Genomic DNA, 16,874 nt, shown 5'->3' on the forward strand with positions numbered 1-16,874 from the left:
TCCGTGCGCCGGGGGCTGGAAAGGTTCCGTCGCGGCCTGGTCCGTATCGAGCTGGTGCTGGCAGGGCTGAGCCTCTTGCTCCTCCTGTTGCTGTCGCTGGCCCAGATCGTCGCCCGCAACTTCTTCGACACCGGCGCCAGCGCGGCCGACGAACTGCAGCGGCACCTGGTCATCTATGTCACCTTTCTCGGCGCCGCCCTGGCCACCGATGCCGGTCGCCATATCAAGGTGGACGTGCTCACCACCTGGTTGCCCGAGGTCTGGATTGACCGGCTGTACCGGCCGTTGAATGCCGGCGGGCTGCTGGTCACCGGCTTCTGGATGCATGCAGCCATCCGCTTCTGGCGCTATGAATGGCAGTACGCACCCTCGCACGAACAGTGGCTGGTGCTGCTCAAGCTGATCATTCCGGTCGGCTTCGGGCTGCTGGCATTGCATTTCCTGCTGGCCACCCTGCTCGGCCCCGGGCCGCGGGTCCGTCCTGCATGACCGCCGCCGCGGTCCTGCTGCTGGTGCTGCTGGCCACGCTGGGCCTGCCGCTGTTCGTCGTGCTCGGTGCCGGCGCCCTTTATGCCGCGGCGCAGGCACACCTGGACCCGGCCGTTCTGGTCATCGAACTCAACCGGCTGGCAACCTCCCCCAATCTCACTGCCATCCCGCTGTTCACCTTCGCCGGCGTGGTGCTCGCCGCCGGCGGCGCGCCGCAGCGGCTGATTGCCCTGTTCAACGCCCTGGTCGGCTGGATGCCGGGCGGCTTCGCCGCAGTGGCCCTGTTTGCCTGCGCCTTCTTCACGGCCTTTTCCGGCGCCTCGGGCGTAACCATACTCGCCCTGGGCGGCCTGCTGTTCCCCATGTTGCGGCAGGTCGGCTATGGCGAACGCTTCAGTCTCGGCCTGCTGACCTCCTCCGGTTCGCTGGGACTGCTGTTTCCGCCCAGCCTGGCCATTCTCATCTATGGCATCGTCGCCGGGGTGAACATCGACGAGCTGTTCCTGGCGGGCGCGGTACCCGGCCTGCTGCTGCTCGGCATCCTGCTGCTCTACACCATGTTCGTCGGCGCACGCGGCCATGTGCCGCACCACCCCTTCGATGCCCGGCAACTTGCACGGACACTGCGCCAGGGCATCTGGGACCTGCTGCTGCCGGTGGGGGTGGTGGTGGGCATCTTCGGCGGCTACGTGACGGTCAGCGAGGCCGCTGCCTGCACTGCGGCCTACGTGCTGCTGCTGGAGGCGGTGATCCACCGCGCCCTCAACCTGCGCCGACAGCTGGGCGCGCTGCTGGCCGATACCAGCGTGCTGGTGGGCAGCATCCTGGTCATTCTCGGAGTGGCCATGGGTCTGACCAACCTGCTGATCGATGCCCAGTTGCCGATGAAACTGCTGGACTGGATACAGGGCAACATCCATTCCCAGCTCGAATTCCTGATCCTGCTCAACCTGGTGCTGCTGGCCGTCGGCGCCATGATGGACATCTTCTCCGCCATCGTGGTGCTGACCCCGCTGCTGCTGCCCATTGCCCAGCAGTTTGGCGTACACCCGGTGCACCTCGGCATCGTCATGCTCGCCAACCTCGAGATCGGCTATTCCACGCCACCGGTCGGCATCAACCTGTTCATCGCCTGCCAGCGCTTCAAACGCCCCATCCTGTCGCTGTTCCGCGCCGCGCTGCCCTTTCTCGGTCTGATGCTGGCCTGGCTGCTGCTGGTGACCTGGTTCCCGCAACTCAGCCTGTGGTGGCAAACGCCGGAGGGATAAGGAGGCCAGCAGCCTGTCGGACTCAGGGCCAATCTGCTGCGCCGCCGGGGAAGGCGACTCTGCATGAAGAGCGCCACGGAATCCACCGAGTCCACTGCAACTGCGGATGCGGGGACAGTGCATCCGTCAGCGGGCCGGAATCCGCGCCACGAAGCAGGCGACCGCCATCCGAAGTGTCCGTGGCGGTCATCGATTGCCGGCCGCCACGCTCTTGCAGGACCGGGACATCTCTTTCACTCTTGCATGCAGCCGTTCGGCGAAAAGACCTCCGGCGCCGGCCGCACCTGCCGAAACCCGATCAGGTCGTGCAGTACCTGAATCTCGCCATGGTGGGTCCAGGTGTAGAAACGCAGTGGCAGACCCCGGGCGTCCAGGCACCACAGCCAGCGATCATGGTCGCCCGGCTCGCGAAAATCGAGCAGCGTGACCCGCTCGCCCAGCACCAGCCCCTCGCCCAGCGGCCGCGACTGCGCCAGCATGTCCGGCGGAAACACCTGCCGGTCGGTGTCGTGGCGGTGGCAATGGCGCGCCTCGCCCCGCCGCTCGAACACCCAGGCGCGCCCTTCGGCCGCATGCAGGATGTAGCCCAGCTCGCGATCGGCATTGGCAAAGCGGTTGTACAGGGCATAAGACTGCCTTTGCCCGTCGTAGTGAATCACGCCGGTGCCGCTGTTGGTGATGTCCGGCAGCGTCTCCTGCCAGTAGTACTCGAGGCTCCAGGCCTCGCCCCATTCCTCGAATTGCATGAAATCTTCCTGTTGTCGGTGAAACGGTCACATCAGGCCGTTGGCCGAATGTCTCCCTTGCCGGTACGCGCATCCATCTCCAGATCGAACTCCCCGTACTCCTCCAGCAGATCCGCCGGCGTCGGATCATCGGCGCAGTTGCAGCCGGCGATCAGGGAGGTGAAGAAGAGGCCGACGCGGATCAGCAACCGCCCGCCGGCCTCGCGCGACGAAATGAGCAGCACCTCGCGCACGCCGCCGACCGCCACACTGCCGTGGGTCAGCGCCTGCTGCAGCGGCAGCGCATCGGCATCGCGTCCGATCAGTGCCTCGCGCACAGCAGCGGCAAGGGCATCACGATCCCGGGTGCCGACGAGTTCCGGCAGCGTCAGCTCAGCCATAGCCGTACAACCAGTGCGTGGTGCCGGAATGGATGTTGGTCACCGAATGCACCACGCCACGCGGAATGAACAGCTCGTCGCCGGGGGAGAGCACCCAGGTCTCGCCGTTCATCTCCACCTGCAGCCGGCCCTCCAGCACCGTGACCAGCTCGTCGACATCGTGCACGTAGTCGCGCCAGGCGTGGCCCGGGGGATCGCTGGCGGTATCGCAGGAAAAGCCACGTGCCTGCCAGTCGGCGCAAACGGCGCGCACGTCCACCGGGATCGCGAAGCGACCGGGTTCGAGTGCCGGCGCGGCCACGATTCAGTCTCCCGGCCGCCGGTCAACCTGGACCAGGCCGGCCATGGCGAGCAGCAACGGGAACAGCCAGCTTCTTCCCTTCATAATCCTTCTCCTCCAATCACCCGACCCCATCCTACGCCAGCGACAGACCGGCTCCAAGGCAGGCGGCAGGATGGGCAAAGTGCCGCAGGGCCGTGCCCAACACAACGGCTGAGGTCACAGGATCGGCCAGGCGAAGCGTGCCCGTCAGGCGCCCAAAAACCGGCCTGCCGGCACGGGAATGCTGACCCCTCCCGCGCGCTTGCGTATCATGGCCTTTCCCTGCAAGGAGACCACCGCATGAAGGCCCTTCTGCTCGTCGCCCACGGCAGCCGCCGTGCCCAGTCCAACGACGAGGTCCGCGAACTGACCGCCCGCATGCGCGAACGCGACGCGCAGTTCGACATCGTCGAATGTGCCTTCCTCGAACTCGCCGAACCCTCCATCCCCGACGGTATCGAGTCCTGCATCCGCCAGGGTGCCCGCGAGGTGGTGGTACTGCCCTATTTCCTGTCCGCAGGTCGGCATGTGGTCACCGACATCCCCGGCGAGGTCGCCGGCAAGCAACAGGAACACCCCGGGGTGAAGATCGAGATCGCCCCCTACCTGGGCGCCGCGCCCCAGATCGCCGACCTGCTGCTGGGGCTCGCGCGCTGACCGTTCAATTGCGCCGCAGCTTCTCGGACACCGCGATCGGCGTCGGGTAGCGCATCACGATCAGGTAGGAGGAGGCAATGAAGCTGAGAATGGTCGCCGCCTGGATCAGGTAGCCCGCCTCCCGGCTGATGATGTTCAGCTCCAGCGCCAGCACCGCGATCAGCAGCGAGAACTCGCTGATCTGTCCCAGCCGCCAGCCGATCTCCCCCGCCCGCTCCGGCAGCTCGCCGGAACGCACCAGCAGCCAGCGGAACACCAGCGGCTTGAGCAACATGCCGCCGCCGGCCAGCAGCAGGGCCGGCAGCCAGACCTCGTCCAGCACCGACAGATCAAAGCCAGCCCCCAGCGAGAAGAAGAACATCACCAGGAAGAAATCACGCAGCGGCTTGAGGCTTTCGGCGATGAACATGGCGATGGGGCTGGTGGCCAGCACCACGCCGGCGATGAAGGCGCCGATCTCCTGCGACAGCCCCAGCGCCACCGCCAGCTCGGCAAAGCCCAGGCACCAGCCGATGGCCAGCAGGAAGATGTACTCCTGGATGGTGTCGAAGCGCTGGATCAGCGGCAGCAGCACGAAGCGGTCCAGCACATAGGCCACCAGGAACAGCAGCGGCAGCGAGACCACCAGCAGCGTCAGCCGCACCGCGCCCACCTCCATCCCCCCCATGAACTGCAGCGCCAGCAGGATGACAATGGCGATCAGGTCCTGCAGCAGCAGGATACTGACAATGATCTCGCCGGTGCGCTTGTGATGCAGGATGGTGGTCGGCAGCAGCTTCAGGCCGAGAATGGTGCTGGAGAACATCAGCGCCGCGCCCACCAGCAGGCTGTCGGTCGTGCCGTAGCCGAAGGCGGCCGCCAGCCCCCAGCCCGCCGCGCCGAACAGCAGCGAACTCACCCCCGTCACCAGGGTAGTCTCCCCCACCAGCGACAGCAGCTTGCGTGCCGGCAGGTCCAGCCCGAGCAGGAACAGCAGGAAGATGATGCCGACCTCGGAAATGCCCTGGATCACCTCGGCATCGTGCACCCAGCCCAGCATCGACGGCCCCAGCAGCACGCCGAGAAAGATATAGGCCACCAGCAGCGCCTGGCGCGCGTAGAGCGCCAGCGTGGCCGCCAGCGCGGCGCCGGTAAAGATCACGAATATGACATGGAACAGCGATTCGCTGGGCATGGAGACTCCGGTCCGCCGGTTCCGCCTGCGGCGGCCTGCGCTGCTATAATGTCGCAGCGCCACAGCCGGTGCAAACCACACCCAGGAACGCCAGCCCATGTCCGATATCCCCTTCTGGAAAGCGAAGTCCCTGTCCGAACTCGACCGCGACGAGTGGGAATCGCTGTGCGACGGCTGCGGCCGCTGTTGCCTGAACAAGCTCGAGGACATCGACTCCGGCCACATCCTCTATACCAATGTCGTCTGCCGCCTGTTCGACAACGACAGCTGCCGCTGCACCCGCTATACCGAACGCAGCACCCTGGTCCCCGACTGCGTGACCCTCACCCCCGACAACCTGACCGACATCGACTGGCTGCCGGAGACCTGCGCCTACCGCCTGCTCAACGAGGGCCGGGACTTGCCCTGGTGGCACCCGCTGGTCTCGGGCACGCCGGACACGGTGCTGGAGGCCGGCATCTCGGTCCGCGACCAGGTCATCAGCGAGGACTACGTCCACGTCGACGACTGGCAGTACAACCTCATCGACCTGGACCTCGGCCTGCCGAAACCGGAGCCGGAGGACGCCGACGACGACAGCCGGGCCGCAGACGCATGAGCGAGGGCCGCGACCGCCTGTACGCCGAGGGCGGCGACCTGGTCGACTTCGCCTTCGACGAGCGCGTCGCCGGCGTCTTTCCGGACATGATCCGCCGCTCTGTGCCCGGCTACGAGAACGTCATCGCCCTCACCGGCCTGTTCGCCGAGCGCCATGCCCGGCCCGGCACCCTTCTCTACGACCTCGGCTGCTCGCTCGGGGCCTCCACCCTCGCCATGCGCCGGCGCCTGCCCGCCGATGCCGACTGCCGCATCCTGTGCGTGGACAATGCCGCCGCCATGCTCGATCGCGCCCGCGAACACGTCGCTGCCGATGGCCCCGGCGTGCCGGTCGAATTCATCGAGGCCGACCTGCGCGAGGTGCCCATCGAAAATGCCTCGCTGGTGGTGCTCAACTTCACCCTGCAGTTCGTGCCGCCGGCCGGGCGCCTGCCGCTGCTGCAACGCATCCACGCCGGGCTGGTCGAGGGCGGCGCGCTGATCCTGTCGGAGAAGATCGAGTTCGCCAACGACTTCGAGGACGACTTCCAGCGCGATATGCAGCTCGCCTTCAAGCGTGCCAACGGCTACTCCGAGCTGGAAATCGCCCGCAAGCGCAGCGCCCTGGAACAGGTACTGATCCCCGAGACCCTCGATGAACACCGCCAGCGCCTGCAGTGGGCCGGCTTCGGCCGCGTCCACCTCTGGCACCAGTGCTTCAACTTCGCCTCGCTCGTCGCCCTCAAATGATCGACCTGGAACGCCTGCGCGCCCGTCTCGGCGCGGCCGGGCTCGGCGACTGGGCCGGGCGGCTGGCCCGCGACATCCCCGCCCGTCTCACCCCGCAGACCCACGGCGACCTGCCCCGCTGGCAGGCCGCGCTCCATGCCCTGCCCGACGTTCGCGCCGATGTCGTCGAACTCGACCGCCCCGCCCCGCGCATCGGCCGCCCCGATGTCCTCGACGACGCGCAGCGAAGGCAACTGCGCGAGGCCCTGCTCGCCCTGCATCCCTGGCGCAAGGGGCCGTTCGAGCTGTTCGGCGTCACCATCGACGCCGAATGGCGCTCCGACCTCAAGTGGGCCCGGCTCGCGCCGCACATCCGCCCGCTCGCCGGCCGCCGCGTGCTCGACATCGGCAGCGGCAACGGCTACTACCTGTTGCGCATGCTCGGCGCCGGCGCGGAACTAGCCCTCGGCATGGATCCCATGCTCATCTTCCTGATGCAGTTCCACGCCATCCGCAGGTATCTCGACGACGACCGCGCCTGGGTCCTGCCCTTCGGTGTCGAAGACCTCCCGCCCCGCCTCGCTGCATTCGACACGGTGTTCTCCATGGGCGTGCTCTACCACCGCCGCTCGCCCCTCGACCACCTCGCCCAGCTCCACGACGCCCTCGCCCCCGGCGGCGAACTGGTGCTCGAAACCCTCGTCATTCCCGGCGAGCGCGGACAGGTCCTCGTCCCCGGGGACCGCTACGCCCGCATGCGCAACGTCTGGTTCCTCCCCGCCGTCCCCGAACTCGAGGCCTGGCTCGCCCGTATCGGCTTCACCGGCATCCACACCGTCGACCGAACAGCTACTACAACGGAGGAACAGCGCAGCACCGAATGGATGCGCTTCGAATCGCTGGACAAGGCGCTGGACGCAGAGAATCCGTCGAGAACGGTGGAAGGGTATCCGGCGCCGCTGCGGGCGGTGGTGGTGGCGCGGCGGCGGGGGGAAGGTTGATTAACCCGCATATTGCACCAGGGCGGAAGCGGGCGGCCGCTGACTTGCTGCGCTGGCGGGCGAGGAACCGCATTTCGTGGTCATGACCAAGAGCGCAGTTTGTGGCCGCCCGCTTCCTGCTGCGGCCCTGGCGGATTTTCGCTCGGCCTCGGGGGCGCGCTTTCAGAACTCGGGCGGTGCTTCCACCCAGCAGTGTGCGACGTCCTCGGCGGCCGGCCGGCCGATGAGATAGCCCTGCCCGTACTGGAAGCCGAAGGCCTGCAGGTATTCGAACTGTTCCGGCGTCTCGATGCCTTCGGCAACGATGTTCAGCCCCAGCGACTGCGCAAGCCGGCCGATGGTCTGCACCACGGTCAGGCTGCGGTGACTGCCGAGCATGGCATGCACGAAGGAGCGGTCGATCTTCAGGGTGTCGATGGGGAAACGGTGCAGATAGCTGAGGCTGGAATAGCCGGTTCCGAAGTCGTCGATGGTGATGCCGAAGCCCAGCCGCTGCACCTGCGCCAGCGCCACCGAGGCCCGTTCCGGGTCGCGCATGAGCAGGGACTCGGTGATCTCCAGCCGCAGCAGGTGCGGCGACAGCCCGACTTCCTCGATGATGCCGTAGAGCTGGGTGATGAACTCGGGCTCGTCGAGCTGGCGGGCGGACAGGTTCACGCTCATGAACAACGGCTGCGCCCCGGGCCGCAGCGACTGCTGGCGCTCGTTGAGGCGCTTGAGCGCGGAACAGGCGCTGCGCAGCACCTCCAGGCCCAGCGGCACGATCAGGCCGGAGGCCTCGGCAAGGCCGATGAACTCGTTGGGCGGCACCAGCCCGCGCTCGGGATGCAGCCAGCGCACCAGCGCCTCGAAGCCGGCGATGCGGTGGCTGTTCAGCGCCACAATGGGCTGGAAGAAGAGCGTGAAGCGGTGTTCGCCCAGGCTGCTGCGCAGTTCCTCGTTGAGACGGATGACCTCGATGGCCAGTTCCGTATCGCCATTGTCCGCGGGTGCGGCGGGCCTTTCGCCGACGGGGCGGTTGAGGCTGATGCGCTCGCGCCATTCCCGGAAGCGGCTGAGGATGACGCGCAGGAACAGGTTGAGCACGGGGTCGGCGTTGTCGATGCGATTGTGGATCAGGTCGTGACTGACGACGATGGCCTCGACCGCGTCGCGCGCGGTGGCGGTAGCGGTCCGCACCCCGCGATCGACCAGGGCCATCTCGCCGACGATCTCGCCGGGGCCGAGCACGGCCAGGCGCAGGTTGCGGCCGTTGACCAGCGAGGTGATGACGACGTGGCCGCGTTCGATGATGTAGGCGCATTCCCCGGCCTCGCCTTCGCGGAACAGGGTGGCGCCGGGATTGAAGCGCCGCCGGTGATCGCGATAGGCCTCCGGGTTGTCGGTGGCTAGATTGTTGTTCATGCAATGCCGCCGGCGGGCCGGCCCTCCCCTTGAAAGACTTTCCGATTAACCCGCTTGTTGCACCAAGGGCTGCGGATGATGGCGGATTTGCAGCCGGGCTCGGGGAGCGCTGGCGCTCAAGCCGTAGCCGTCGCTACGGCTTGAGTGAAGCGCCCCCGAGGCCGAGCGAAAATCCGCCAGGGCCGCAGCAGGAAGCGGCAGGCCACAAACTGCGCTCTTGGTCATGACCACGAAATGCGGTTCCTCGCCCGCCAGCGCAACAAGTCAGCCGCCGCCCGCTTCCGCCTTGGTGCTATTAACCCGGCAACCAAATATGTCGTGTTCAGCCGGGCTGTGCCGGTCCACAGCAAGGCGTCGGCGCGCCGCTGTAGCACTCCTACAGCAAGCGACGACAACGCAAACTGTGGGCCGGCACAGCCCGGCCTTTCCCTTGATATTCAATATGTCAGGGATGCAGAGAAAGCCCCTGCCCGGCGTTGTGGCTCTTGCCAAGGGCCGGGCCATTGCCTGCGAGCCACGCCTTGGTCAGCGGCTTTCTCTGCATCCTGAACACGACATATTCGGTTGCCGGGTTAATATATGCGGGTTAACGGCAGGCGATCGCGGAAACTGAGTGACGCCGGTCACGAAACCGGCTTGCAATCAACTGCTTGGCAGGGAGGTTGAACCCGGATATTTCACCAGGATCCCGAGAGCAGGCGGAATTCGCAGCCGCCAGGGCGCGGATAACAATGTCCCGGGTCGGCAGCTCAGCCGTTGCGGATCAGGCTTTCGATGCGCTCGACGGTCGCGCGCCAGGCGGCGTCGGGGTGGTCGGCCTGCGTCGACCGTTCCATCAGGGCGTAGGCCAGCTCACGCTGCTCGGGCGAGAGGTCACGCAGCTTGTTGAGCAGGAACAGGTACTGGCCGTTGTCGCTGGAAAGGGTCTTCATCAGCGCGAACAGGGTCAGCGAGGCGCCGCCGTGGGTGTCGGCAGCGACCAGGGCCTCGACGGCCTCGAGCGGGTTGTCGGTCATTGCGGCTCCGGGGTGCGGACTGGATCGGGGACAGAAGGATACCGGATTCTTGCGGCCGGGTGGGCGCCCGTTGAGACACCCGGTTGCGCTCCCTCACCCTGTCCCGGATTGCGGACTGCCGCCGTCTTTCAAACAACCCTGTCACGCAGATAGTGACGGACTTGGTAGGATGGGCAAAGGCCCGAAGGACCGTGCCCATCATGACGGTCACGGGATGCTGATGGGCACGTCGCTGCGCGCCTTTGCCCATCCTGCAAATTCACAGGACTTCCATGTTCAGACAATTGTGAGACGACTAATAATAATCCTCGGTGCCCTCTGCGTCTCGGTGTTCTCCGCGTTGATCACCCGCTTCGCATGACAGGCACCCCACCCTGTGGCCATCTGCGATCCGTCGATGCTCAAACCACCTTGTCGCGCAGATAGACGGGCACGGCCTGTTCGGGCGGCAGGCGCACACCGGCTTCGAAATCACGCACGGCGAGCGGCAGCATGTCGGCCGCAGCGGGGTAACGCACGCCGCTGTCGCCGGCGAGCCGGTCTCCGAGCCGTGCGGCGAGTGTCTCGCCGTAGCTGTCCCAGCCGGTGCCGGCGGCCAGCCAGCGGCCGGTGGCGGGCACGGCGATGCGTTCGGCGGGGCACACGCCCTCCTCGCCCTGCAGCAGCGCCAGGCCGTCCGCACCGCGGGCATAGGCGGCGTGATAGACCTCGTTCATGCGCGCATCGATCGCGGCCAGCACACCCTCCACCTGTGTATCCGCGTCCAGCGCGGCCTGCGCCAGCGCCGCGAGCGTGGACACCGGCACCACCGGCAGATCGGCGGCGAAGGCCATGCCCTGGACCACGCCGGCGGCAATGCGCACCCCGGTGAAGCTGCCCGGGCCACGACCGAAGGCCAGGGCGTCGAGATCAAGGGGGCGCAGGCCGGCGTCGGCCAGCAGTGCGTCGATCATGGGCAGGATGCGGCGCGCCTGTTCGCGCGGGGCCACCGCGTATTGCGCGCGGATGGCACCCTCGATCCAGAGCGCAGCGCTCACGGCCTCGGTGGCAGTGTCCAGTGCCAGCAGCTTCATGCGCCCTGCCCACCCGCGATGGCCTGCGGCGCGAAGAAGGCGCGCACGGCGTCGGCGCTGCGCGTGACCGGCATCGGCGGCAGGCTGTTGCGAAACACCCGCCCGTAGGGCTTGCCCAGCAGGCGCGGATCGCACAGCACCAGCACGCCGCGGTCGGTGACATCGCGGATCAACCGGCCCACGCCCTGCTTGAGCGCAATCACGGCATTGGGCACCTGAAACTCCATGAAGGGGTTGCCGCCGGCGGCTCGGAGGCGGTCGATGTGTGCCTGCAGCACCGGATCACCCGGCGAGGCGAAGGGCAGGCGGTCGATCCAGACCAGCGACAGCGCCTCGCCGCGCACGTCCACCCCTTCCCAGAAGCTGCTGGTGCCGAGCAGCACGGCATTGCCGGCACGGCGAAAGCGCGCCAGCAGCTCCGAGCGCGGCGCATCGCCCTGCACCAGCAGTGGATAGCCGCAGTCCTCGCGCAGTACTTCGGCAGCGTGGCGCAGTGCGCGGTGGCTGGTGAACAGCAGGAAGGCGCGGCCCCCGCTGGCCGCCAGTGCCTCGCGCGCGATCTCTAGTGCGGCGTCGTCATAACCCGGCTCGTTGGGCTGCGGCAGGCCCTCGGGCAGCCACAGCAGGGTATTGCGCGCATAGTCGAAGGGGCTTTCGAGCCTGAGCGTGCGGGGTGAATCCAGTGCCAGCCGCTCGCAGAAGTGGGTGAAGCGCTCGCCCACGGCGAGGGTGGCGGAGGTGAACACCCAGCTCGCCTCCTGCCCGGCGCGGTGCTGCTGGAACAGGTTGCCGACCTCCAGCGGCGTGAAGTGCACGGCGAAACCGCGGCGGAAGGTCTCGAGCCAGACGATGAAGTCCTCCGGCGGCGTCTCGTCCAGTTCCTTCAGTACCCGCGCGGCACGTTCGGCACGTTGCCAGCAGTTCTCCAGGCCGCGGCCACGCGGGGCCGCGGCCTCGAGCCAGGCACGCAGGGCCTCCAACGCCTCGCCGGTGGCGGCCAGCGCATCGCGCACCTGCGGCCGGCCGGCCAGCTGCCGCCAGGGCAGACGCTGGCCGCTTTCGCCCAGCGCCAGCCGCAGCTCGGCCACGGCGCGCTCGAGCTGCTGCGCGGCCTCGGGGATGCCGGCCATGTCGCCGGCCTCGGCGAGATGCTCGAGCACGGCGTCGCGGGCCAGGGCGTTGAGCTGGCGGGCGCTCAGGCCATGGCCGAAGAAACCGGTGGCGGTCTCGGCGAGCTGGTGCGCCTCGTCGACGATGAAGAGCTCCGCGCCGGGCAACAGTTCGCCGAAGCCTTCCTCGCGCAGCGCCATGTCGGCCAGCAGCAGGTGATGGTTGACCACCACGAGATCCGCCTCCTGAGCGCGGCGCCGGGCCTTGAGGACGAAACAGTCGCCGAATGCCGGACAGTCGCTGCCCAGGCAGTTGTCGGTGGTGGAGGTGACGCGCGGCCACAGCGGCGAGTCCTCGGGGATGCCGCCGAGTTCGGCGATGTCGCCCTCGCGGGTGCGGCCGGCCCAGTCGCGGATGCGTTCGAGGTCGGCCTGTTCGCGACGGGCCATCGGCCGGCCTTCGCCCAGTGCGATCGCCAGCCGGTGCGGACAGAGATAGTTCGCCCGCCCCTTGAGCAGGGCCAGCCGGGGCCGGCGCCCCAGGGCCTCGCACACCAGCGGCAGGTCGCGGTGGAACAGCTGGTCCTGCAGGTGACGGGTGCCGGTGGAGACCACGGTGCGGCAGCCCGCCTGCAGCGCGGGCACCAGGTAGGCGAAGGTCTTGCCGGTGCCGGTGCCGGCCTCGACCACCAGGTCCTCGCCGTCGGCGATGGCATCGGCCACGGCGGCGGCCATCTGCTGTTGCGAGGCGCGCGGCGCGAAGCCTTCCAGCGCGCGGGCGAAGGCGCCGTCCGCGGCGAGCGCGTCGTGGGCGTCACGGGCTTCGGGACTGAGGGAATCGCTCAAGGTCAGGAGTCGGCCTGGTTGTCCCAGATCTCGTCGTCGATCTCGCCCTCCTCGCGGGTCCAGACCAGACGGCCGATAATCTTGAACTTGGCCACCGACAGCGCGCCGCGCTTCGCGCGCTTGCTGCCGGCGGATTCGGCAACCGCATCGAGCAGGGTCTCGCGGTCGCATTCGTGGATCTCGAAAGGCTCGTAGTTCTCGTCCATCAGCACCAGCAGCACCGCGTCCCACTGCTTGTCGGTCTTGAGCTGGCCGATGCGGTGGCCGGACTTGCCCTCGTCGAAGATGGCGCGGCTCTTGATCTGGTAGCGGATGCCCTCGCGCCGACCCTGGCCGATGGCATCGACACCGGCCTGCTCGTCCTTGGCCAGCCGCAGGTTCAGCAGCCGGGCGGCATCGTTCTCGGCGATCTCGGCACTGACGCCGGGGAGCGGCTTGCCGGTGGCACGCCGGTAGTCCGCCGCCAGCCGCCGGGCCTCGGCGATCAGCCTGTCGACGGCATAGGGGTTGGCGTTGTCGGGTGGATCGGACATGGCCCGCTCTATCGGCAAGTCACAGATTTGCGGGCCATTGTACACGAAGCGCCAGCCCGCACGGTGCGTCGGGTCAGTCCTGCGCCAGCCGCCGGGCCTCGCCCTCGGCAGCGCGGGCGCCGGCCTCATCACCCAGCGCACGGCGGGCCCGGGCGATGATGCGCCAGTTCTCGGCCATCAGCGCCGGGCGGCCCCGGGCATAGCTGTTGGAGCGCCGGGCCAGCTCGATGGCCTGCTCCGGCACGCCCTCGTTGAGGCGGATGCGTGCCAGCCGGTTCCACAACACCGGGTTGCGCGGATCGATGCGCAGCGCCCGTTCCACCGAGCCGCCGGCCCGCTGCCAGTCGCCCTCCGCCGCGGCGGCATCGGCGCGGGCCAGCAGGCTGTCTACGGCGCTGTTCTCGCCGGCCAGCGGCTCGCGGCGCAGCGGGCGCACCTCCACGCCCGGCGCAGGCGCCTCGGCCGGCCGTTGCTCGGCGGGCAGCCGCTGAGCGGGTGGTGCCGCCGTGCCGCGGTCCTCCACCGGCGGGCGCGGCCCGGGCGCGGTGGTACAGCCGGCCAGCAGCAGGGGCAGCAGGTATTTCAGTCCCGATCGGGCCTTCATTCGAACAGACCTCCGAACCAGCCGCCGGAACCGCCACCACCACTGGCGCAGGGTGCCCATTCGGCGGGCGCGGACCCGGCAAGGAAGGGCCATTGTACGGAATCGTCGCAACCGCTGTCCGCCCGCAGGCCGCTGGCGCGGTCGATGGCCACCCACTCGACGCCCTCGGGCTCGGCCAGGGCCAGACTCTCCACGCCCTTGGCCGCGGCCAGATCGGACCAGACCCGCAGCGCGCCGCCGGCACCGGTCAGGCCCATGGCGCCGTTGTCGTCGCGGCCGACCCAGACCACCGCCAGGTGCGCGCCGTCGAAGCCCGCGAACCAGCTGTCGCGCAGCTCGTCGGTGGTCCCGGTCTTGCCGGCGATACCGGCGGCGGCGCCGAAGCGATGGCCCAGGGCGACGGCCGTACCCTCACGGACCACGTCCTGCAGCGTGCTGTCCACCAGGAACACGGGGCCAGCCGGCACCACCTGCGCGACCTCCAGCGGATAGCGCTGCAACGCCTCGCCCTGGCGGGTGAGCACGGCGCGGATGGCGCGCAGCGGGGTGCGGTAGCCGCCGGTGGCCAGCACCTGGTACAGGCCGGTAACCTCCAGCGGCGTGAGTTCCACCGCGCCCAGGTACAGCGAGGGATAGGCCGGCAGGTCCTGCTCCAGACCCATGCGTTCGAGCAGGTCGATCACCCGGCGCACGCCCAGTGCCATGCCCAGGCGCACGGTGGGCACGTTCAGCGACTGCACCAGCGCGTCGTGCAGCAGCACGCGGCCGCGGAACTGGCGGTCGTAGTTCTGCGGCGTCCAGGGTTCGCCGCGGGCGCCCTTGAGTTCCAGCGGCGCGTCTTCCAGCCAGGTCGCAAGCGTGTAGGAACCGGGCGCCGACAGGGCGCTGAGATAGACGAAGGGCTTGATCAGCGAACCGATCTGGCGCCGGGCATTGAGGGCGCGATTGAAGCCCGCGGCCCGGGCATCGCGATCGCCGACCAGCGCCACCACCTCGCCGTTGTCCACGCCGGTCATCACCACCGCGCCCTGCAGCGAGCCCGGCGGCAAGCCGCGGTCACGTTCCAGCGCGCCCAGCCGCGAGGCCAGCGCCGTCTGCGCCTTGTACTGCAACAGTGGATCAAGGGTGGTGAAGATGTTCAGACCTTCGCTGCGCAAGTCTTCCTCGCGATAGTCGCGGGCGAGCTGTGCGCGCACCAGTTCGAGGAAGGCGGGATGGGCATTGCTCGCCCCGGCGCCATGGCGCAGCACGCCCAGTGGCCGGCGCCGTGCCGCGGCCGCGGTGGCGGCATCGATCACGCCCTGTTCCTGCATCAGCCTCAGCACCAGGTCGCGACGCGCGCGGGCGCGTTGCGGGTGGCGCAGCGGGTCGTAGTAGGAAGGCCCCTTGACCAGCGCCACCAGCAGCGCAATCTGCTCCGGCGCGAGTTCGGACAGGGGCCGATCGAAATAGAACTCGCTGGCCAGGCCGAAGCCGTGAATGGCACGCGCCCCGTCCTGGCCCAGATAGACCTCGTTGAGATAGGCCTCCAGGATCTCGTCCTTGTCGTAGTGCAGCTCCAGCAGCAGCGCCATCGCCGCCTCGTTCAGCTTGCGCAGCAGGGTGCGGTCGCGAGTGAGGAAGAAGTTCTTGACGAGCTGCTGGGTCAGCGTGCTGCCGCCCTGCACCACCCCGCCGGCGCGCAGGTTGGCCACCAGCGCGCGCAGTACCGCGCGTGGTGAAATGCCGTGATGGCGGCGGAAGTCGCGGTCCTCGACGGCGATCAGGGCATCGACCAGGCGCGGCGGCACTTCCTCGAGCCGCACCAGCACCCGGTCCTCCTTGTGCGCGGGGTAGATGCTGGCGATCTGCTGCGGCTCCAGACGGGTGAGCACCACCTCGCTCCCGCTGTCGAGTCGCCAGACCCGGTCGACGCGGTTGCCCGCGAACTGCACGCCCAGCCGCGCCGAGGGCTCGCGCCCGTCCCAGAAGGCAAAACTGCGGGTATAGAGGTGAAAGCGGCTGCCGTTGCGGGAATAGTCACCGGGCTGGCGCACGCTGCCGCGGCCGCGATAGCCCAGCAGCTTCAGCTCGCGCAGGAAGTCCCCGGGGCGCAGCGCGCGGCCGGCATAGAGTTCGAGCGGGCGGGCATAGACGCGTGCCGGCAGCGCCCAGCGCTTGCCCTCGAACTGCACCCGCACGGTGGCGTCCAGCCACACCAGCCAGCCCGCCAGCAGCACGAACGCGACCAGCAGCAGCTTGCCCCAGGGGATACGGAACCCCGAGCCGCGTCTGCGTCTGGAAGACTTGCCCTTGGTGCGGCGGCCGGACCGCCGGCGCTTGCGCGCTGCCATGCAACATCCCGGATTGCGAATGAGCGCACAGCTTACGGAAGGGCGCAGCCGATGTCACCGCGCAGCTCAGATCAACAACAGCGCGACCGCAACCACCAACAGCAGCAGGGGCACCAGCAGGGACAACCTCGGGCCGCCGCCGACGGCACGACGGTGCAGTTCCGCGCGGTGTGCCGCGAGCAGCGGATCCTCCGGTGCCCGGCGCTCGCCCCTGCGGCGCTCGATGCCGGGCGGCGCCAGACGCCGGGTACGGCGGTCCTGGCCACTGCGTTCATCGGCCGCGGCGCGGGCAGCGGCCAGCGCGGCCTCGTCGACCTCGGCATGTCTCATAACGTCGGGGATGAGCCCGGGATGCGCGGACAGGGGCTGCCAATTTTCGCCATCCGCACTCAACTCATCCTCCAGCCGGATGCGACCCAGCAGGATGTAGCGGCTGACCTCGGTCGCGGGAAAGGGACCACGAATCCGGCCTTCACGGCGGGTATACCAGAATTCGGGATGGCTGGAATTCATCCGATCGCTGTTCTGTGCCCGGCTACAACCTGTGCTAGGTTAGCGGTCGAATACCGCCAAAGTTGAACCCATGCAGCCCACCGGCCCCACACCCCCTGCCC

The 16,874-nt window shown here is 68.5% G+C and carries 18 protein-coding genes; 6 read left to right on the forward strand and 12 right to left on the reverse strand.

The features are described from left to right. Positions 1-3 precede the first annotated feature (3 nt). The gene (locus MVF76_RS11020) at positions 4-489 is read left to right on the forward strand and encodes a TRAP transporter small permease (protein ID WP_297529066.1); all 486 of its coding nucleotides are present in this window, start codon (positions 4-6) and stop codon (positions 487-489) included. After that, positions 486-1,757 carry a TRAP transporter large permease gene (locus tag MVF76_RS11025; protein WP_297529068.1) on the forward strand — a complete coding sequence of 424 codons (1,272 nt, stop codon included), beginning with the start codon at positions 486-488 and terminating at the stop codon, positions 1,755-1,757. Before MVF76_RS11020 ends, MVF76_RS11025 begins: the two co-directional genes overlap by 4 nt. A 233-nt stretch (positions 1,758-1,990) precedes the next feature. Here the strand turns inward: MVF76_RS11025 and MVF76_RS11030 are convergent, their stop codons facing one another. From MVF76_RS11030 to MVF76_RS11040, 3 genes are read right to left on the reverse strand one after another with little or no spacing between them, the layout of a single operon-like run. Next, positions 1,991-2,503, reverse strand: a complete 513-nt coding sequence (locus MVF76_RS11030; RefSeq protein WP_297529070.1) for a hypothetical protein — start codon at positions 2,501-2,503, stop codon at positions 1,991-1,993. Positions 2,504-2,535: 32 nt separating this feature from the next. Continuing rightward, positions 2,536-2,883 (reverse strand): hypothetical protein, encoded by a 348-nt coding sequence (locus tag MVF76_RS11035; protein WP_297529072.1) that lies wholly within the window; start codon positions 2,881-2,883, stop codon positions 2,536-2,538. Continuing rightward, positions 2,876-3,184, reverse strand: a complete 309-nt coding sequence (locus MVF76_RS11040; RefSeq protein WP_297529074.1) for a cupin domain-containing protein — start codon at positions 3,182-3,184, stop codon at positions 2,876-2,878. The genes MVF76_RS11035 and MVF76_RS11040 overlap by 8 nt, the downstream gene beginning before the upstream one ends. Positions 3,185-3,505: 321 nt before the next feature. Between MVF76_RS11040 and MVF76_RS11045 the strand changes: the two genes are divergently transcribed. Further along, entirely contained in the window at positions 3,506-3,862 is a 357-nt protein-coding gene (locus tag MVF76_RS11045; RefSeq protein ID WP_297529076.1) for a sirohydrochlorin chelatase, read from the forward strand. Positions 3,863-3,866: 4 nt separating this feature from the next. Here the strand turns inward: MVF76_RS11045 and MVF76_RS11050 are convergent, their stop codons facing one another. Continuing rightward, complete coding sequence (locus MVF76_RS11050) at positions 3,867-5,036, reverse strand: cation:proton antiporter domain-containing protein (RefSeq protein WP_297529079.1); 1,170 nt, start codon at positions 5,034-5,036, stop codon at positions 3,867-3,869. Between the two features lie 97 nt (positions 5,037-5,133). On the opposite strand from MVF76_RS11050, the gene MVF76_RS11055 reads away from it, so the two are divergent. The 3 genes from MVF76_RS11055 to cmoB are packed head-to-tail and all read left to right on the forward strand — an operon-like array spanning position 5,134 to position 7,342. Next, positions 5,134-5,634, forward strand: coding sequence for a YcgN family cysteine cluster protein (locus tag MVF76_RS11055; RefSeq protein ID WP_297529081.1), 501 nt, complete (start codon positions 5,134-5,136; stop codon positions 5,632-5,634). Further along, entirely contained in the window at positions 5,631-6,362 is a 732-nt protein-coding gene (cmoA, locus tag MVF76_RS11060; protein ID WP_297529083.1) for a carboxy-S-adenosyl-L-methionine synthase CmoA, read from the forward strand. Before MVF76_RS11055 ends, cmoA begins: the two co-directional genes overlap by 4 nt. After that, a complete protein-coding gene (gene cmoB / locus MVF76_RS11065) occupies positions 6,359-7,342 on the forward strand; it encodes a tRNA 5-methoxyuridine(34)/uridine 5-oxyacetic acid(34) synthase CmoB (protein WP_297529085.1) in 984 nt (327 codons plus the stop codon). The genes cmoA and cmoB overlap by 4 nt, the downstream gene beginning before the upstream one ends. Before the next feature lie 162 nt (positions 7,343-7,504). Here the strand turns inward: cmoB and MVF76_RS11070 are convergent, their stop codons facing one another. The 8 genes from MVF76_RS11070 to MVF76_RS11105 all read right to left on the reverse strand — a co-directional run bounded on the left by MVF76_RS11070 (position 7,505) and on the right by MVF76_RS11105 (position 16,773). Next, positions 7,505-8,746 (reverse strand): EAL domain-containing protein, encoded by a 1,242-nt coding sequence (locus MVF76_RS11070; RefSeq protein WP_297529087.1) that lies wholly within the window; start codon positions 8,744-8,746, stop codon positions 7,505-7,507. A gap of 749 nt (positions 8,747-9,495) precedes the next feature. Then, the gene (locus tag MVF76_RS11075; RefSeq protein ID WP_297529090.1) at positions 9,496-9,762 is read right to left on the reverse strand and encodes a hypothetical protein; all 267 of its coding nucleotides are present in this window, start codon (positions 9,760-9,762) and stop codon (positions 9,496-9,498) included. A gap of 401 nt (positions 9,763-10,163) precedes the next feature. Then, on the reverse strand, positions 10,164-10,835 hold the full coding sequence (gene tsaB / locus MVF76_RS11080) for a tRNA (adenosine(37)-N6)-threonylcarbamoyltransferase complex dimerization subunit type 1 TsaB (protein ID WP_297529092.1): 672 nt from the start codon (positions 10,833-10,835) through the stop codon (positions 10,164-10,166). Next, positions 10,832-12,790 carry an ATP-dependent DNA helicase gene (locus MVF76_RS11085; RefSeq protein ID WP_297529094.1) on the reverse strand — a complete coding sequence of 653 codons (1,959 nt, stop codon included), beginning with the start codon at positions 12,788-12,790 and terminating at the stop codon, positions 10,832-10,834. Before MVF76_RS11085 ends, tsaB begins: the two co-directional genes overlap by 4 nt. Positions 12,791-12,792: 2 nt before the next feature. Next, entirely contained in the window at positions 12,793-13,323 is a 531-nt protein-coding gene (locus MVF76_RS11090; RefSeq protein ID WP_297529096.1) for a hypothetical protein, read from the reverse strand. Between the two features lie 73 nt (positions 13,324-13,396). Continuing rightward, positions 13,397-13,927 carry a tetratricopeptide repeat protein gene (locus tag MVF76_RS11095; protein ID WP_297529098.1) on the reverse strand — a complete coding sequence of 177 codons (531 nt, stop codon included), beginning with the start codon at positions 13,925-13,927 and terminating at the stop codon, positions 13,397-13,399. After that, on the reverse strand, positions 13,924-16,260 hold the full coding sequence (gene mrcB / locus MVF76_RS11100) for a penicillin-binding protein 1B (RefSeq protein ID WP_297529100.1): 2,337 nt from the start codon (positions 16,258-16,260) through the stop codon (positions 13,924-13,926). Before mrcB ends, MVF76_RS11095 begins: the two co-directional genes overlap by 4 nt. A gap of 66 nt (positions 16,261-16,326) precedes the next feature. After that, entirely contained in the window at positions 16,327-16,773 is a 447-nt protein-coding gene (locus tag MVF76_RS11105; RefSeq protein ID WP_297529102.1) for a hypothetical protein, read from the reverse strand. Between the last annotated feature and the right edge of the window lie 101 nt (positions 16,774-16,874).

The organism is Thiohalobacter sp. (assembly GCF_027000115.1).
In the GTDB taxonomy this organism is placed as follows: domain Bacteria; phylum Pseudomonadota; class Gammaproteobacteria; order Thiohalobacterales; family Thiohalobacteraceae; genus JALTON01.

What these genes read in the sequence shown, in the direction of transcription:
- MVF76_RS11025 (WP_297529068.1), top strand. Translation starts at nt 486, where the DNA reads ATGACCGCCGCCGCGGTCCTGCTGCTGGTGCTGCTGGCCACGCTGGGC.
- MVF76_RS11030 (WP_297529070.1), bottom strand. Translation starts at nt 2,503, where the DNA reads ATGCAATTCGAGGAATGGGGCGAGGCCTGGAGCCTCGAGTACTACTGG.
- MVF76_RS11035 (WP_297529072.1), bottom strand. Translation starts at nt 2,883, where the DNA reads ATGGCTGAGCTGACGCTGCCGGAACTCGTCGGCACCCGGGATCGTGAT.
- MVF76_RS11045 (WP_297529076.1), top strand. Translation starts at nt 3,506, where the DNA reads ATGAAGGCCCTTCTGCTCGTCGCCCACGGCAGCCGCCGTGCCCAGTCC.
- MVF76_RS11050 (WP_297529079.1), bottom strand. Translation starts at nt 5,036, where the DNA reads ATGCCCAGCGAATCGCTGTTCCATGTCATATTCGTGATCTTTACCGGC.
- MVF76_RS11055 (WP_297529081.1), top strand. Translation starts at nt 5,134, where the DNA reads ATGTCCGATATCCCCTTCTGGAAAGCGAAGTCCCTGTCCGAACTCGAC.
- cmoA (WP_297529083.1), top strand. Translation starts at nt 5,631, where the DNA reads ATGAGCGAGGGCCGCGACCGCCTGTACGCCGAGGGCGGCGACCTGGTC.
- cmoB (WP_297529085.1), top strand. Translation starts at nt 6,359, where the DNA reads ATGATCGACCTGGAACGCCTGCGCGCCCGTCTCGGCGCGGCCGGGCTC.
- MVF76_RS11070 (WP_297529087.1), bottom strand. Translation starts at nt 8,746, where the DNA reads ATGAACAACAATCTAGCCACCGACAACCCGGAGGCCTATCGCGATCAC.
- MVF76_RS11075 (WP_297529090.1), bottom strand. Translation starts at nt 9,762, where the DNA reads ATGACCGACAACCCGCTCGAGGCCGTCGAGGCCCTGGTCGCTGCCGAC.
- tsaB (WP_297529092.1), bottom strand. Translation starts at nt 10,835, where the DNA reads ATGAAGCTGCTGGCACTGGACACTGCCACCGAGGCCGTGAGCGCTGCG.
- MVF76_RS11090 (WP_297529096.1), bottom strand. Translation starts at nt 13,323, where the DNA reads ATGTCCGATCCACCCGACAACGCCAACCCCTATGCCGTCGACAGGCTG.
- MVF76_RS11095 (WP_297529098.1), bottom strand. Translation starts at nt 13,927, where the DNA reads ATGAAGGCCCGATCGGGACTGAAATACCTGCTGCCCCTGCTGCTGGCC.
- mrcB (WP_297529100.1), bottom strand. Translation starts at nt 16,260, where the DNA reads ATGGCAGCGCGCAAGCGCCGGCGGTCCGGCCGCCGCACCAAGGGCAAG.
- MVF76_RS11105 (WP_297529102.1), bottom strand. Translation starts at nt 16,773, where the DNA reads ATGAATTCCAGCCATCCCGAATTCTGGTATACCCGCCGTGAAGGCCGG.